The sequence below is a fragment of the Methylobacterium sp. WL69 genome (genome assembly GCF_008039485.1).
Taxonomy (GTDB): Bacteria; Pseudomonadota; Alphaproteobacteria; order Rhizobiales; family Beijerinckiaceae; genus Methylobacterium.
The window spans coordinates 94519-109204 of record NZ_VRUZ01000001.1 but is presented as its reverse complement, the minus strand read 5'-3'; the positions used below and the strand labels follow the sequence as shown (position 1 = coordinate 109204).

The 14686-nt window shown below is 70.9% G+C and carries 12 protein-coding genes; 10 read left to right on the top strand and 2 right to left on the bottom strand.

All coding sequences use genetic code 11. From position 1 onward, the window contains the following. The first annotated feature begins 223 nt into the window (after positions 1 to 223). From FV218_RS00505 to FV218_RS00495, 3 genes are read left to right on the top strand one after another with little or no spacing between them, the layout of a single operon-like run. Entirely contained in the window at positions 224 to 835 is a 612-nt protein-coding gene (locus FV218_RS00505) for a metallophosphoesterase (RefSeq protein ID WP_147708293.1), read from the top strand. Continuing rightward, positions 832 to 2070 carry an exonuclease SbcCD subunit D gene (locus FV218_RS00500; RefSeq protein ID WP_147708292.1) on the top strand — a complete coding sequence of 413 codons (1239 nt, stop codon included), beginning with the start codon at positions 832 to 834 and terminating at the stop codon, positions 2068 to 2070. Before FV218_RS00505 ends, FV218_RS00500 begins: the two co-directional genes overlap by 4 nt. A gap of 26 nt (positions 2071 to 2096) precedes the next feature. Next, complete coding sequence (locus FV218_RS00495) at positions 2097 to 5840, top strand: AAA family ATPase (protein ID WP_147708291.1); 3744 nt, start codon at positions 2097 to 2099, stop codon at positions 5838 to 5840. 368 nt (positions 5841 to 6208) lie between these two features. Here the strand turns inward: FV218_RS00495 and FV218_RS00490 are convergent, their stop codons facing one another. Continuing rightward, positions 6209 to 6409, bottom strand: coding sequence for a hypothetical protein (locus FV218_RS00490; RefSeq protein ID WP_147708290.1), 201 nt, complete (start codon positions 6407 to 6409; stop codon positions 6209 to 6211). A 196-nt stretch (positions 6410 to 6605) separates the two neighbouring features. Here FV218_RS00490 and FV218_RS00485 point away from each other — a divergent pair, with 196 nt between their 5' ends. Continuing rightward, a complete protein-coding gene (locus tag FV218_RS00485; protein WP_147708289.1) occupies positions 6606 to 7355 on the top strand; it encodes a phage Gp37/Gp68 family protein in 750 nt (249 codons plus the stop codon). Positions 7356 to 7364: 9 nt separating this feature from the next. Further along, positions 7365 to 8456 (top strand): three-Cys-motif partner protein TcmP, encoded by a 1092-nt coding sequence (locus tag FV218_RS00480; RefSeq protein ID WP_147708288.1) that lies wholly within the window; start codon positions 7365 to 7367, stop codon positions 8454 to 8456. A gap of 208 nt (positions 8457 to 8664) precedes the next feature. Here FV218_RS00480 and FV218_RS00475 read toward each other — a convergent pair whose 3' ends face one another. Next, a complete protein-coding gene (locus FV218_RS00475; RefSeq protein WP_147708287.1) occupies positions 8665 to 10803 on the bottom strand; it encodes a heavy metal translocating P-type ATPase in 2139 nt (712 codons plus the stop codon). Between the two features lie 65 nt (positions 10804 to 10868). On the opposite strand from FV218_RS00475, the gene FV218_RS00470 reads away from it, so the two are divergent. The 5 genes from FV218_RS00470 (at position 10869) to FV218_RS00450 (ending at position 14676) form a co-directional block, all read left to right on the top strand. Continuing rightward, positions 10869 to 11291, top strand: a complete 423-nt coding sequence (locus FV218_RS00470) for a helix-turn-helix domain-containing protein (RefSeq protein WP_147708286.1) — start codon at positions 10869 to 10871, stop codon at positions 11289 to 11291. A gap of 82 nt (positions 11292 to 11373) precedes the next feature. After that, a complete protein-coding gene (locus FV218_RS00465; protein ID WP_147708285.1) occupies positions 11374 to 12318 on the top strand; it encodes a cation diffusion facilitator family transporter in 945 nt (314 codons plus the stop codon). 182 nt (positions 12319 to 12500) lie between these two features. Further along, positions 12501 to 12746 (top strand): hypothetical protein, encoded by a 246-nt coding sequence (locus FV218_RS22580; protein ID WP_187272915.1) that lies wholly within the window; start codon positions 12501 to 12503, stop codon positions 12744 to 12746. A 65-nt stretch (positions 12747 to 12811) separates the two neighbouring features. Then, on the top strand, positions 12812 to 13174 hold the full coding sequence (locus FV218_RS00455; protein WP_238270166.1) for a hypothetical protein: 363 nt from the start codon (positions 12812 to 12814) through the stop codon (positions 13172 to 13174). 137 nt (positions 13175 to 13311) lie between these two features. After that, the gene (locus FV218_RS00450; protein WP_147708284.1) at positions 13312 to 14676 is read left to right on the top strand and encodes an efflux RND transporter periplasmic adaptor subunit; all 1365 of its coding nucleotides are present in this window, start codon (positions 13312 to 13314) and stop codon (positions 14674 to 14676) included. The last annotated feature ends 10 nt before the right edge of the window (positions 14677 to 14686 follow it).

Genomic DNA, 14686 nt, shown 5'->3' with positions numbered 1-14686 from the left:
TGGTTAAGGTTCCTGTGGATCGAGTGGTCGGGACCGCCGATCCAGCGAACGATTGCCCACGCCCTACTAGACAGCAATCTTGCGATCCGAACGCGATCGGTAAATAAGCACTCACCACGACAGGAGCTTTCCATGAAACGCATAGGCCGTCCTTCGCCCCCCTGAATTCCGGAGTGCAGACGACCCATGCGTCGAGCCTCCGCGCACTTGCGAGGAGCTCGAAATGCCGCCCCGAACCCTGTTCACGGCCGACCATCACGTCGGACATCGCCAGATCCTCAGCCCCAGGATGGCGCTGAACCGACCGTTCGAGACCATCGAGGAACACGACGAGACCCTCGTCGCCCGGTGGAACGCCGCCGTGCGCCCCGAGGACACGGTCTGGCACCTCGGCGACTTCTGCTACCGCTGCCCCGAGGCCCACGCGCGCACGATCCTTTCGCGGCTGAGGGGTCGTATCTTCCTGGTTCGCGGCAACCACGACCGCATCGGCGCCAGGCTGCAGTGGGCCGGACCCGTCGTCGACGTGGCCCGCGTCGTCGTCCAGAACCGCGACGGCACCCCCCAGGGGCTGTTCCTGAGCCACTACGCCCACCGGGTCTGGCCGCGGATGCACCGTGGCGACATCCACCTTTTCGGACACTCCCACGGCAGCCTGCCCGGCACCGCCGCCAGCACCGACGTCGGCGTCGACTGCTTCGATTACCGCCCCGTCACCCTCGAAGAGATCCGCGTGCGCCTCGCCGAGAACGCCGACGCCCTCTCGCGTGTACCGGCTTCGAGCCACGACCAAGGCCGCGGGCACGACGAACGATCGACGGAAGTGATGACATGATCCGCGTCCTGCACACCGGCGACTGGCACATCGGGCAGACCCTGCGGGGTTTTTTGCGCGAGCATGAACATGCGCGGGTGTTCGACGCGCTCGTCGCCCTCGTCGAGGAACGGGAGCCGGACGCCTTGGTGATGGCCGGCGACGTCTTCGACAGCCAGAACCCGTCCGGCGAGGCCCAGCGCCTGTTCTACGAGACACTGGTGCGCCTGCATCAGGCCCGGCCCGCGATGACGATCGTGGTCACCGCCGGCAACCACGACGCGGCCGGCCGGCTGGAGGCGCCGCGCGCCCTCCTCGATGCGATCGGCGTCCATGTCGTCGGCAACGTGCGGCGGCCGGGCGGCGCCATCGACCTCTCGCGCCACCTCGTGCCGATCCGCAAGGACGGCGCGGTGGCGGGCCACGTGCTCGGCGTCTCCTACCCCACTGCCGCCTGCCTGCCCGGCCTCACCGCCGGCCGCGTCCGCGACGAGGCCGGGTCGCCCATCGTTCGGGCGGTGCGCGACCTCTACGCCGCGCTGCACGAGGCGGCCCGCCCCGAACTGGCGGGGCTGCCATACATCGTCACCGGGCACCTTCACGTCGCCGGTGGGCTGGAATCGGAGGGAGCTGAACGCCGGATTTTGGTGGGCGGCGAGCACGCGGTCCCGCCCGACGTATTCCCGGAGGATGCCGACTACGTCGCCCTGGGGCACCTTCATCGCGCACAGGAAGTCGGCCGACCCATCGTACGCTACTCCGGCTCCCTCATCCCGCTATCAGCCACGGAACTGGCCTACCGCCACGGGGTCAGCCTCGTCACCATCGGCGATGGCCCGGCACGGACGGAACACGTCGTCATCGACCGGCCCGTCCTCTTCCTGCGGCTGCCGGAAGCGGGCGACATGGCGTTGGGCGAACTCGGGGACCGGCTGGCGGCCCTCGACCTCGATCCCGGCCTGCCGGTCGAGGCCCGGCCCTTCCTCCAGATCCGGCTCGCCCGCGCCGGATTGCCGGCCGGCTACCGGGCCGAGGTCGATCGGATCGCCGAGCGGTTCCCGGTGAGGGTCGTCGACGTCCGGGTCGCGAGCGTCGATGCCCCGTCGCCCGACCTCGCGCCGGTGGGCGGTCCCATGGTCCGCCTCGCCGAGCGGGACCCGGAAGACCTGTTCCGCATGGCCTTCCTCCAGACCCATGGGGTCGAGCCGGCCGCCCCGCACCTCGACGTGTTCCATCGCGCCAGGGCAGGCGCATGAACCGTCCGCAAGCCCGGGCTTGACCGATGCGCATCCTCGCGATCCGCGGCGCGAACCTCGCGAGCCTCGCCGCGCCGTTCGACATCGACCTCGACGGCGGCCCGCTCGGCGCCACCGGCATCTTCGCGATCACCGGGGAGACCGGCGCCGGCAAGTCGACCATCCTCGACGCGCTGTGTCTCGCCCTCTACGGCCGGTTTCCCCGCGTGAGCGCCGGACGCAACGAGGACGTACCCGATCCGGGTGGCCAGGCCATCAACTCCGGCGATCCGCGCGCCATCCTCCGGCGCGGTGCCGGCGAGGGCTTCGCCGAGGTCGACTTCCTCGGCCGGGACGGTGTCGCCTACCGCGCCCGGTGGACGGTCTACCGGGCCCGGAACCGGGCCAACGGACGCCTTCAGGCCGAGACCCGGATCCTGTCCCGGATCGAGGACGGCGCCGCGGTCGCCACCGGCAAGACCGCGGTCAACGAGGCCGTCGTCGCCCGAACCGACCTGACCTTCGACCAGTTCCGGCGCACGGTCGTCCTGGCCCAGGGCGAATTCGACGCCTTCCTCCTTGCCGGCGAGGGGGATCGCGCCGACCTGCTGGAGAAGATCACCGGGACGCAGGTCTACACGGAGATCTCGAAGCGGGTCCGCGCCGGCGCCGACGAACGTCGGGCGGCGTTTGCCATCCTCGTCGCGCGACACGACGCCATCGGTCTCCTCGACGTGGCGGAACGACGGGAGAGGACGGCCGAACGCGACGTGATCGACGCGGCGATGCCGGCTCTCGCGACCGAGCATGGATCCCATCTCACCGCCCTCGACCATGCCCGCCGGTCGGCGGCGGCCGAGGCGCGGTTCGCCGAGGCGGCCGTACTGGTCGAGCAGGCCGCCTCCGCCGTCCGGGACGGCCGCGACGACGCCGTGAGGCTCGCCGAGATCGAGGCCGTCGAACCCTCAAGGCGCCCGGCGGATGCCATGACGGCGGCCGAGGCCGAACTCGCTGCGGCAGAGGGCGTCCTGGAAACCGCCGTGGCTGACGTCGACGCCACCGGGGCGGCCCTTGCGGAGGTCCGGACGGGATTGGCGACGGCACGCGCGGCCGACGAGGCGGGCGAAGCGGATTACCGGGGTTTCACGCCGACCTGGGGCGCGGCCGGCGTTCTGGACGCCCGCATCGTGGAACTCGCCCGCGAGGCGGATGCGGCCACCGCCGGGGCCAAGGACGCGACGGCGAACCTCGACGGGGCCAGGGCCCGGAGATGCGATCTCGACAAGGCCTACGACGCGTTGTCGGCATCGCGTGATGAGACGGCCCGGCGGATCGTGGCGGACGCGGCCATGGCGCCGCTCGCCGACGGGGCGGCGGAGATCGCCGGGCTGTTCGAGAAGCGGACGGCCCTGGCCCTCGAACGCGACGCCGCCCTGGTGGCCCTCGCGGACGCGGAGACCCGGATCGGCGAGGCCGACGCCGCGACCGCCTCGGCAGCCGAGCAGGCGGCCTCGGCCCGCGAGGCCCGCGACCGGCACATCGTCGACCGGGCCAACCGGGAGGAGGAACATCGCGGCCTCGATGTCGAGGGCGCCGAGGCGGGCCATGCCCATCTCCGAACCCTCATGGAGCGTCTGGCGGCCGTCTCCGACCTGGCGCGACGCCATGACCGGGCCGGGGCCGAACTGGCCCGTGCACGCGCGGGCCAGGCCGATGCCGGTGCGCTCCGCGAGGCGACCGAGGCGCTGCGCATTGAGGCGGAAACCGCACGAGGCCAGGCAACACGTGCCCGGATGGAGATCGCGGCGATGGCGGACCTCGCCGAGCGCGGAGCATCGGCCGAGGCCGCGGCCCTGCGCAGCGTCCTCGTCGACGGCCGCCCCTGCCCGGTCTGCGGCTCGACGAGCCATCCCGTCGACGATGGCCACGGCGGCGACGCGTTGACCCGGCTGGCCGAGACCATGCGCGGCCGGCGATCCGAGATCGACGCCGAACTGGCCCGCGCCGATGCCGCCTTCGCCGAAGCCGTAGCCGCGCGGTCGGACGCGTCCGCAAGGTTCGACGCCGCCGCACGGGATGGGGCGCAGGCAGGCTCGACCCTCACGGATTGTGCCGAGGCCTACGCCGGACACCTGCCCGGCCTCGCGTCGGCCTGCCTTTCGGCCGGGGTGCAGGAGCCACCACACACGCTGGGGCCGGGATCCGTCGATCGGCTCGGATCGATCGCCGAGGCCGCCGGAGCCGTGCGTGCCTCGCTTGCCGCGAGGCTCGAAAGGGCACGTGCCCTGTCCGGCGAGATCCGCGTCGCGGAGAAGGCCATCGCGGTCGCCGACGGCGTGATCGCCGCCGCGGATCGGCTGATCATGGCGGAGGCCGCCCCGCGCCAGGACGCGGCCCTCGCCGCCGAACGCGCCCGGACCCAGGCCACGGCGTCGACCGACCGGATCGCCTCCATCGTCCGCAAGCTCGGCCCGATCCTCGCCCCGGCGGGCCTCGACGAGGCGCAGCTTGCCTGCGACCCCGATGGCACGGCCCGTCGCATCGCCGGGCTCGGGACCGCCTACCGCGAGGCGCGGGAGAACCATCACGGCATCGTCTCGGCATTGAACGACCTCGTGCCGCGCAGGGCCGTGGCGACCGAGGCCGAGGCCACCGCCGCAATCCTTCGCGAAACGGCGGTGCGATCCGCCGATGACCGGGCGACGGCGCTCGTGGACGTGCGGCGGGATCGTGCCGGGCTTCTCGGTGGCGAACCGACCGACGGCCACCGCGATCGCGTCACGGCCGACCGCGACACGGCCCGCGAGAACCACCGCATGGCGCTTGAGGCGGCCGGCATCGCCGCCGCGCTCCATGCGACGGCCAACGGCGCCGCGGAGCATGCGGATGCACAACGCCGACGCGCCCGAAACGTCATGGGAGAGGCGCAGGGGCGGTTCCTGGCGTCGTGCGGCACCCGTGGCCCCGATGCCGTGCTTGCCCTCCTGGCGGTGCCCCTGGAGGCCGTCACGGCCCTGCGCGAGGCGCGGGACCGGCTGCTGCGGGCGTACGAGGCGGCCGAGGCGGGATTGGCCGCCCGTCGCACGGACGTCGACGCGCTGCGCGGCCTCCCGCCCGTCGACGTTCCGGGCACCGAGGCCGCCGCCGCCGCGGTCGCCGAGGCCATCGCGACCCATCAACGGCGTCGGGGCGCACTCGACGCCGAGCTTGCCCGCGACGACGATGCCCTGGGCCAGGCCGCGAACCTCTCGGGGGAGATCGAGGCCGTGCGCGAGGGCCTCGACGCGTGGGAGATGGTCGACGCCGCCGTCGGCTCCGCGAACGGCGACAGGTTCCGGCGCTTCGCCCAAGGCGTGACGCTGGAGCACCTGGCGCATCTCGCGAACGAACAACTCCGCACCCTGAGCCCGCGTTACGCCCTCGTGCGCAGCCAGGGCACGGACCTCGCGCTGCACGTCCTCGACCGCGACATGGGCGACGAGCTTCGCGGAACGCGCAGCCTATCGGGCGGCGAGCGCTTCCTGGTGGCTCTCGCCCTGGCGCTGGCGCTCTCGGGCCTGGAGGGGCGAGCGGCCTTCGTCGACACCCTGTTCATCGACGAGGGCTTCGGGTCGCTCGATGCCGAGACCCTCGACGTCGCCATCGACGCCCTGGAAAGCCTCCAGGGCCAGGGTCGCCGGGTCGGCGTCATCACCCACGTCGCGGCGATGATCGATCGCATCGCGGTGCAGGTCCGCGTCGAGCGCCGGGGCAACGGGCGCAGCGTCGTACGGGTGACCGACGGTGCATAGCCCGGATATCCGAAGGGTAGGACATCGACCCGATCGGAAGCGGAAGCGATCCCTCCGGGACCGAACCGGGAATTCGGCGTTCCCCCCGGGGGCGCCGCCTCATGCCCCGGGTCCGGTATCGGGATCCTCGTCGTCCGTCTCGGATCCGTCGGGACGATCGCAAACCAAGACCGCTTCGTGAGCCCTTAAGCGTCCGACGAAACCCTCGTATCCGCACTTCGGCATGGCGGCCATGAAGTCCTCCCAACTTGGCGCCGAGCGGGTCAAGTTGGCCGGAGCATGCCGGGGGGGTATCGATTACGGCATCACGCTTCTCGTCGAATGGTTCGACGAGAAGCTCGTCTGAGATCGGCTACAGCCCGATGCGCCTACCGCAGCGTCGCTGTTTCCCCTGGCTTCAAGGGACGGTCCTCGGCGTCCGGATCGCTGATCGCGTTGAGGCGCCCCAGGTGCTCGAAGACGTGCTCGAAGGCGTCGGTGACGGCCTGCTCGAAGGAGCCGTCGCCCTTGCCCTGGGCCTGCTTGAGTGAGCTCAGCAGCTGCTGGTGCCGTTCGATATCGCTGGTCATGGGAAACCTCGTCGGCGGGGTGGGTCGGGGTACGGCAAGCCTCGATCCGTCGCAACGGTTCCGGCGCACGGTGTGCCTGAGACGGATCGAGAGCCGCACCGATCGCAGAAAGCGGCTCGTTCCGGCTGGTGCGACGCGTCGCGTTCGGCCAAGCTGTCCGTTGCGACCCACCGCGAAGTGTTCTAATTTTGTTCCTATGGCTCAGAGCTCGGCGATAGAGTGGACGGAGGCGACTTGGAACCCGGTGACGGGATGCACCAAGATCAGCTCCGGCTGCGACAACTGTTACGCGGCGCGGTTTTCCGAGCGCTTCCGCGGCGTTCCGAACCACCCGTTCGAGAGCGGCTTCGACCTGACGCTGCGTCCGGCGCGGCTTGAGCAGCCGTTGGCATGGCGGCGCCCGCGGATGATCTTCGTGAACTCGATGAGCGACCTGTTCCACAAGGACGTTCCGACGTCCTTCGTCGACCGCGTCTTCGACACGATGGAGCGGGCGGACTGGCACGAGTTCCAGATACTGACAAAGCGCAGCTCGCTGATGCGGGATTACGTCAACGCCCGCTACGTCTCGCGTCCCGTGCCGGCCCACATCTGGCTCGGCGTGTCGGTCGAGGACGGAACCAAGAAGTCCAGGGTCGCGCACCTGAGGGATACCAATGCCGCGGTGCGGTTCCTGTCCGTGGAGCCCTTGATCGGGCCGATCGGGACTTTAGATCTCATCGGCTTGCATTGGGTCATCGTCGGGGGCGAGAGCGGTCCCGGCGCCAGGCCCATGGAGAAGGCGTGGGTCGTGGACCTGCTGCGGCAGTGCGCGCGGGCCGACGTGCCGTTCTTCTTCAAGCAGTGGGGCGGGCGGTCGCCGAAGACGGGCGGTCGGCTGCTAGACGGGCGCGAGCACAACGGCTGGCCGAGGAACGCGCGCGCGGCTGTGTCCGCCGCCTTGTAGGGGCGATGGATGAAGCCGCAGCGGGTGACGTGGGCGCTTGAGGACCACACCAGGGCCAAGCACGAGATCCTGCGGCGCTACCTGCAGGCCTGGTTCCCGATCCTGGCGCTGGGAGGCTTCCCGCGCATGGTGTTCATCGACGGCTTCGCGGGCCCGGGCATCTACGACGACGGCAGCGACGGCTCCCCGCTGATCGCGCTGAAGGCGTTCCTCGACCAAGCCACACCGATCCGCGCCGAGTGCCACTTCCACTTCATCGAGAAGGACGAGGCCCGTGCGGACCGCCTGCACGGCTGCATCGGCACGCTGTTCGCGGCCCGGGCCAAGCCGCGCAACCTCCACGTGCGCGTTCATTCCGGTGAGGGCTTCGAGCAGGTCTACGCGGAGGCGCTGCGCGACCACCCCCGGAACGCGCCGGTCTTCGCGCTTGTCGATCCGTTCGGATGGAACGGCATGCCGATGACCGCCATGCGCGACCTGATGAACCGCGCCAGCGGCGAGGTCCTGGTCAACTTCATGTTCGAGGAGATCAACCGCTTCCTCACGCACCGCGACCAGCCGGACAACTTCGACGCGCTGTTCGGCTGCCCGGACTGGCGCAAGGTCACCGCCTTGCCACCGGCGCAGCGCAAGGCCGGCATCCGCGACCTCTATGCCGCCCAGCTCGTATCGATGGCCGGGGCCCGCTTCGTCCGGCATTTCGAGATGCGCAACGGGGGGGAGCGGACCGACTACTACCTGTTCTTCGCAACGAAGAACCAGAAGGGCCTGAAGAAGATGAAGGAGGCCATGTGGTCGGTCGACCAGCGGGGTGGGATGGCTTTCTCCGATGCGACCGATCCGGGCCAGCAGGTGCTGTTCGACGGCAGCGATCTCACGCAGCTTGAAGGCATTCTCGCGCGCCGGTTCTCAGGGGCGACGGCCGACGTTGACGAGATCGAACGCTTCGTGGTCGAGGAGACCGCTTTCCGGGAGACCCACTACAAGGGGATCCTGAAGGGGATGGAGGCGCGGGTCCCGGCCGCGATCCAGGTGGAGGCCTGCCGGGAGGGACGCCGGCGCGGGACCTATCCGGCCGGGACGCGCGTCCGGTTCGCCTGAGCCGGAAGGCCCCGTCGAGATCGGACGGGCCACGGGTGGCCCGAGCGTCCGGAACGGGCCGCATCGCCGCGGTATGGCCGACATCGACGCCTTCGCGCGACGCATCGCCGACGATGCCCTGTCGGGGCGCAACACGGCAGCCGTCGGCGACCTGTCCGCGAGGATTTCTCCGTCGTTCCCAGCGGCAGGGCCAAACACCGGACCATGCCTAACGAAGCCGCATGCCAAGCAACCGCAGCGCGTTGCCCGTGACGAGCACCGTGGCACCGGTGTCGGCCAGGATGGCCGGCCACAGCCCGGTGATGCCGGCGACGGTGGTGGCGAGGAACACGAGCTTCAGCCCCAGCGCGATGGCGATGTTCGCGCGGATGTTGGCCAGCGTCCTGCGGGAGAGCTCGATCATCCGCGCCACGTCGGCGACGCGCCCGTGCAGCACCGCGGCATCGGCCGCCTCCAACGCGACGTCGGTGCCCCCGCCCATCGCGATGCCGACGTCCGCGGCCGCGAGCGCCGGGGCGTCGTTGATGCCGTCCCCGACCTTCGCCACCACCGCACCGCCAGCCTGGAGTTCGCTCACGATCCGCTGCTTGTCCTCCGGCAGGAGCTCGGCCCGCGCCTCGATGCCGAGCGCCCCGGCCACCGCTCCGGCGGTGCGGGCATTGTCGCCGGTGAGCATGACCGCCGTTATGGCGGTTGCCGCCAGTCGATCGATTCCCGCCTTCGCGTCCGGCCGCGGCTCATCGCGCATGGCGATCAGGCCGGCCAACGACCCGTTCACGACGAGGGCGGATACCGTCTTGCCCGCGTCGTTCAGGGTGGAGACCTGCGCCGACTGCTCGGGTGTGAAGGCCGAGCGCGCCGCCGCCTCCCGCGGCGAGCCGAGGAAGAGATCGAGGCCGCCGACCTTGCCTGTCACGCCCTTGCCCCCGAGCGCCGTCGCCCCGAACGCCGGCGGCACCGGCGCCCCGACCTCCGCCGCCTTCGCCAGGACCGCCTTGGCGAGCGGGTGCGAGGAGCCGGCCTCCAACGCGGCGGCGAGCGAGAGCACGTCCCGCTCCGACCGGCCGAACGCCGCGACGTCAGTCACGACGGGGCTGCCCTCGGTCAGTGTGCCGGTCTTGTCGAAGGCGACCATAGTCACCGCGGCCAGCCGCTCCAGGACGGCGCCGCCCTTGATGAGCAGCCCGTGGCGGGCTCCGGCCGAGAGCCCGGCCGCGATGGCCGCCGGGGTCGAGATGACCAGCGCGCACGGGCAGCCGATCAGCAGGATGGCCAGCCCCTTGTAGACCCACTCGGCCCAGGAGGCGCCGACGACGAGGGGTGGCAGCACGGCGACGAGCGCCGCCACCGCGACCACCGCCGGGGTGTACACCCTGGCGACCCGGTCGATCAGGCGCTCGGTCGGAGCCTTCGCTTCCTGGGCCTCCTCGACCAGCCGGACGACCCGCGCGATGGTGTTGTCGCGCGCCGCCGCGGTCACCCGCACCCGCAGCGCGCCCTCGCCGTTCACGGTTCCGGCGAACACAGCATCGGCCGGCGCCTTGCGCCTCGGCACGCTCTCGCCGGTGACCGGCGCCTCGTCCACCGCGCTCTCGCCGGCGAGGACGGTCCCGTCGGCCGGGATGCGGTCCCCGGGCCGGACCAGCACGGTCGCGCCGACCCGCAGGCTCGCCGCGGGCACGCGCTCGGTCGTCCCCCCGGCCTCCAGCAGGGCGGTGTCCGGGACCAGCCCGGTGAGGCCGCGGATGCTCGCCCGGGCCCGGCCGGCGGCCACGCCCTCCAGCACCTCGCCGACCAGGAACAGGAACACGACCGTCGCCGCCTCCTCGGTCGCCCCGATCAGGGTCGCGCCGATGGCGGCCACGGACATCAGCGTCTCGATGGAGAACGGCGTCCCATGCCGGGCCGCGGAGATCGCGCGGCGGGCGATCGGCACCAGCCCGATCATCATGGCGGCGAGGAATGCCCAGCGCTCGGCCGCCGGCGCGGCCTGTCCGATGGCGTAAGCCAGCACCAGGGCCGTCCCGCAGGCGAACGCCAGCAACGCCTTCGGGGTACGCCACCAGGCCTGCTCGGGCCGCCCGGCATCCGACGCCACGGCGGCGGCGGGGTCCTCGGCGCCGTAGCCCAGGCTGCGGACCGTCGCCGCGATGGCGAGGGCGTCGGTGTCGGGACCGTGCCGCACCGTCAGGGTCTCGGTCGCCACCGAGACCTGTATCTCCTCGATTCCGGGCAGGCGCCGCACCGCGTTCTCGACCTTGGCGGCGCACGAGGCGCAATCCATCCCGGTCACGCGCAGGCGCGTCGAGGGGCTCAGGGTCCGGTCCAGGGTCGTCGCATCGCTCATGGCGGGTCCCTTCCGCATCTCTCCGGAAGACCCTACTTCCTCCAGCGACTAGAGGAGCAAGCGGCATGAAGCCCATCGCCATCGGGGAGTTGTCGCGACGCGCCGCGGTGAAGGTCCCCACGATCCGGTTCTACGAGGAACGTGGGCTCCTGCCGACGCCGGAGCGCACCGAGGGCAACCGCCGAACCTACGGCGAGGCGGATGTCCGGACGCTTCGGTTCATCCGGCACGCCCGCGAGCTCGGCTTCGAGATCGAGGACATCCGCGCCCTGCTCGACCTCGCCGGGCACCCCGAGCGTCCGTGCGGGGAGGCCGACGCCATCGCGCGCAAGCACCTCGCCGACATCGACGACAGGATCGCACGGCTGACAGGCCTCAGGCAGGAAATGAAGGCGATGGTCGAGCAATGCTCGGGCGGCGACGTCCGTGAATGCCGCATCATCGAGGTACTGGCCGACCACGGCGAGTGCCTGAGCGACCGCCATTGACCGGATCCGGAACGAACGCTTGCTCCTCCAGCCGCTAGAGGAGTTACCGAGCCGCGATCGCCGCGCCAAACCGGAAGCCGAGATGACGGAACACCACGACCACGCCCATGACCACGCCGGGCACGCCCACGGCCCCGGGCACAGCCACGCACCGGCAAGCTTCGGGAAGGCGTTCGCCATCGGCATCGCCCTCAACGTCGGCTTCGTCGTCGTCGAGGCCACCTACGGGGTGCTGGGGAACTCGATGGCCCTGTTGGCCGATGCCGGCCACAACCTCTCGGACGTGCTCGGCCTCGTGGTGGCCTGGGTCGCCATGGTGCTGGCCAAGCGCGCCCCGAGCGCCCGCTACACCTACGGGATGAAGGGGTCGTCGATCCTGGCGGCGCTGTTCAACGCGGTGTTCCTGCTGGTCGCCGTCGGCGCCATCGCCTGGGAGGCGATCCAGCGCTTCGGAGAGCCCGCGCCGGTCGCCGGCAAGACCGTGATGATCGTGGCCGCGGTCGGCATCCTCGTGAACGGCATCACCGCCTGGCTATTCGCCTCGGGGGCCAAGGGCGACATCAACATCAAGGGCGCCTTCCTGCACATGGCCGCCGACGCCGCCGTCTCGGCCGGCGTGGTCATCGCCGGCCTCGTGATCCTCTACACCGGGTGGACCTGGCTCGATCCCGTCGTCAGCCTCGCCATCGTGGCGGTCATCGTCTGGAGCACCTGGGGCCTCCTGCGCGACAGCCTCACGCTGTCCCTCGCCGCCGTCCCGCCGGGCATCGATCCGGACGCGGTCCGAAGCCATCTCGAAGGACTGCCCGGGGTCGCCGCCCTGCACGACCTGCACGTCTGGGCGATGAGCACTACCGAGACCTGCCTCACCGCCCATCTCCTGATGCCCGGCGGCCGACCAGACGACGCCTTCCTGATGGACGCCGCCGCCGGGATCAGGGAACGGTTCGGCATCGGCCACACCACCCTGCAGGTCGAGACGAGCGCCGACACCGCCTGCACCCTCGCCCCCGCCCACGTCGTGTGAGCCATCGGAAACATGCCCGACCGTAAGGGAATGCCTTCAACCCGTGCGACCGAAGGAGCCCTGTATCCGTGTCGCGAGACATCGGTTCGGTGCTTCCGGCCACCGATGGATGAACGGCGGTTTCAGGCCTCGTTCAACCGTCGAAGCCGATCCTGACGGCATCATCCCTTGAGGAACGAGCCATGCGTGTCCGCATTCCGGCCTTGGTCGCCGTCAGCCTGATCCTCGCCCCGGCCGCGGCGTCCGCCCAATACTACGGCGGCGACTTCGACCGGCGCGGCGACGTCCATGTCGATCGCTACCACCATGGCGACCATGACGACGTCGTCATCCACCGACCGCACCGGGATTACGGCGACCGGGCGTACTATGGCGAGCGCCGGTTCTACGGCGAGCGCAGAGACCACCATCATCACGACGACTATTGAGGTTCCGTCCTCGTCGTGGCTCACCCGGCATGTACGGGTGACCCTGAATCGTTCATAAGGCGACCATGACCACGGGACCCCGGATCAGGGCCTACGAGACGATGCGCGGCTGGTGGGCGACCACCGTCCGCGTGCTGTCGCTCGTCCTGGTCCTGTCACTCGTCGTCCCCGGCACGGTCCATTCCTCCGAGGCCCATCGCCCGGCCAGCCATGGACTGTCGGTGTCCGCCCCGACCGAGGCGGCCGGCATCGGCCACGGCGATGCCTGCCCGGCCTGTCACGCCAACTGCGGTTGCCATCAGGCTCTTGGGGTCGACGAAGCACCTGCGTTGCCGTCCCCGGCGACCGGGCGTGCTCTGTACGCGACCGTGACCACCGCCATCGGGTCCGTCTCACCGGACCGTTTACCGAGGCCGCCTCGCGCCTGAGGCCGCATCGCCACGACCGTGGCGCTTGCCTGCCGTCCATCCTTGCGGATGCCGGCTTCCTCATCGAGCGTGATCCGAACCGGATCCAGGAAGCCGCTTGAGCGGCTCGCCGGATCCCAGGCGAATGGCCTTCCTCCATGCGTGCACTCCTCTCCGTGGCCTTCCTGGCCATCGGCGTCGCCGTCGGCGGTGCCTTCCCCCGTGTGTCCGAGGTCGTGCAGGGCGCGCTCGCCGCCGCCGGCCTGACGAACGCCCGGGCAGCGCCGCCGACCAACGCAGCCATGACTAAGCCGGCGACACCCGCAGCCGACGATGGCCACGGTCATGGCGAGCATGGCCACGAGCATGCCGACGCCGAGCCCAAGCCTGCCGGCGAGCACAAGCACGCCGAGGGCGAGGCGCACGGCCACGACGAGGAGGGCGAGGGCAAGATCAAGATGACGGCCGAGCAGGCCGCCGAGCAGGACATCAAGCTCGCCACGGTCGAGGGTGGCATCCTCTCACGACATCTCCTGGTGCCCGGCACCATCGCCCAGGACGCCGACCGGATCGCCCGCGTCCCCGTGCGGGTGGTCGGAACCGTGGCCGAGATGCGCAAGCGCCTCGGCGAAGAGGTCGCCAAGGGCGAGGTCGTGGCCATCCTCGACAGCCGTGAGGTCGCCGAGGCCAAGAGCGACTTCCTCACCGCGACGGTCAAGGCCGACCTGGAGAAGACCAACTTCGACCGCCAGCAGGCCCTCTGGGACAAGCGCATCTCGGCCGAATCAGCGTTCCTGAACGCCAAGGCCGCCTACTCCGAGGCGACGCTTCGGGTCGACCTGGCACGCCAGAAGCTATCGGCCCTGGGGCTGAACGCGGCCGAGGTCGCCACCTCAGCCAAGAAGGACGAGACCACCCCGAACCTGTCGTCGCTGCGCCGCTACGAGCTGAAGTCCCCGCTCGCCGGGCGTGTGGTCGAGCGCAAGGTCGATGTCGGCACCGCCGTCGGCAAGGAGGGCGACCCGGCCGACGTCTACACCGTCGCAGACCTCTCCTCCGTGTGGATCGAGCTCGCCATCCCGACCACGGAGCTCTCGAAGGTCCGCGAGGGCGCCAAGGTCACCATCGTCGGGGGCGACGACGCCTCCCGCGGCGTGGGCAAGGTCGTCTTCGTCAGCCCGATCCTCAACCCCGAGACGCGCTCGGCCCGGGTCATCGTCGCCCTGCCGAACAAGGACATGGCCTGGCGGCCGGGCACCTTCGTGACAACCGAGGTCGAGATCGCCCGCGACCCGGTGAGGGTGCGGCTGCCGAAGTCCGCGATCCAGACCATCGGCGGCGAGAAGGTCGTGTTCGTCCGCACCCAGGAGGGCTTCGAGCGCCGGGACGTGACCATCGGCAAGGCCGACGACGACGCCTTCGAGATCCTGACCGGCCTCAAGCCCGGCGACGAGGTCGCGGTGGCCAACTCCTTCGTCCTGAAGGCCGAGCTCGGCAAGGCCGAAGCCGACCACGACCACTGAGCGGGGACCG

Bases quoted from the DNA above. Each gene is read 5' to 3' on its own strand.
- FV218_RS00505 (WP_147708293.1), top strand. From the start codon at position 224: ATGCCGCCCCGAACCCTGTTCACGGCCGACCATCACGTCGGACATCGC.
- FV218_RS00500 (WP_147708292.1), top strand. From the start codon at position 832: ATGATCCGCGTCCTGCACACCGGCGACTGGCACATCGGGCAGACCCTG.
- FV218_RS00495 (WP_147708291.1), top strand. From the start codon at position 2,097: ATGCGCATCCTCGCGATCCGCGGCGCGAACCTCGCGAGCCTCGCCGCG.
- FV218_RS00490 (WP_147708290.1), bottom strand. From the start codon at position 6,409: ATGACCAGCGATATCGAACGGCACCAGCAGCTGCTGAGCTCACTCAAG.
- FV218_RS00485 (WP_147708289.1), top strand. From the start codon at position 6,606: ATGGCTCAGAGCTCGGCGATAGAGTGGACGGAGGCGACTTGGAACCCG.
- FV218_RS00480 (WP_147708288.1), top strand. From the start codon at position 7,365: ATGAAGCCGCAGCGGGTGACGTGGGCGCTTGAGGACCACACCAGGGCC.
- FV218_RS00475 (WP_147708287.1), bottom strand. From the start codon at position 10,803: ATGAGCGATGCGACGACCCTGGACCGGACCCTGAGCCCCTCGACGCGC.
- FV218_RS00470 (WP_147708286.1), top strand. From the start codon at position 10,869: ATGAAGCCCATCGCCATCGGGGAGTTGTCGCGACGCGCCGCGGTGAAG.
- FV218_RS00465 (WP_147708285.1), top strand. From the start codon at position 11,374: ATGACGGAACACCACGACCACGCCCATGACCACGCCGGGCACGCCCAC.
- FV218_RS22580 (WP_187272915.1), top strand. From the start codon at position 12,501: ATGCGTGTCCGCATTCCGGCCTTGGTCGCCGTCAGCCTGATCCTCGCC.
- FV218_RS00455 (WP_238270166.1), top strand. From the start codon at position 12,812: ATGACCACGGGACCCCGGATCAGGGCCTACGAGACGATGCGCGGCTGG.
- FV218_RS00450 (WP_147708284.1), top strand. From the start codon at position 13,312: ATGCGTGCACTCCTCTCCGTGGCCTTCCTGGCCATCGGCGTCGCCGTC.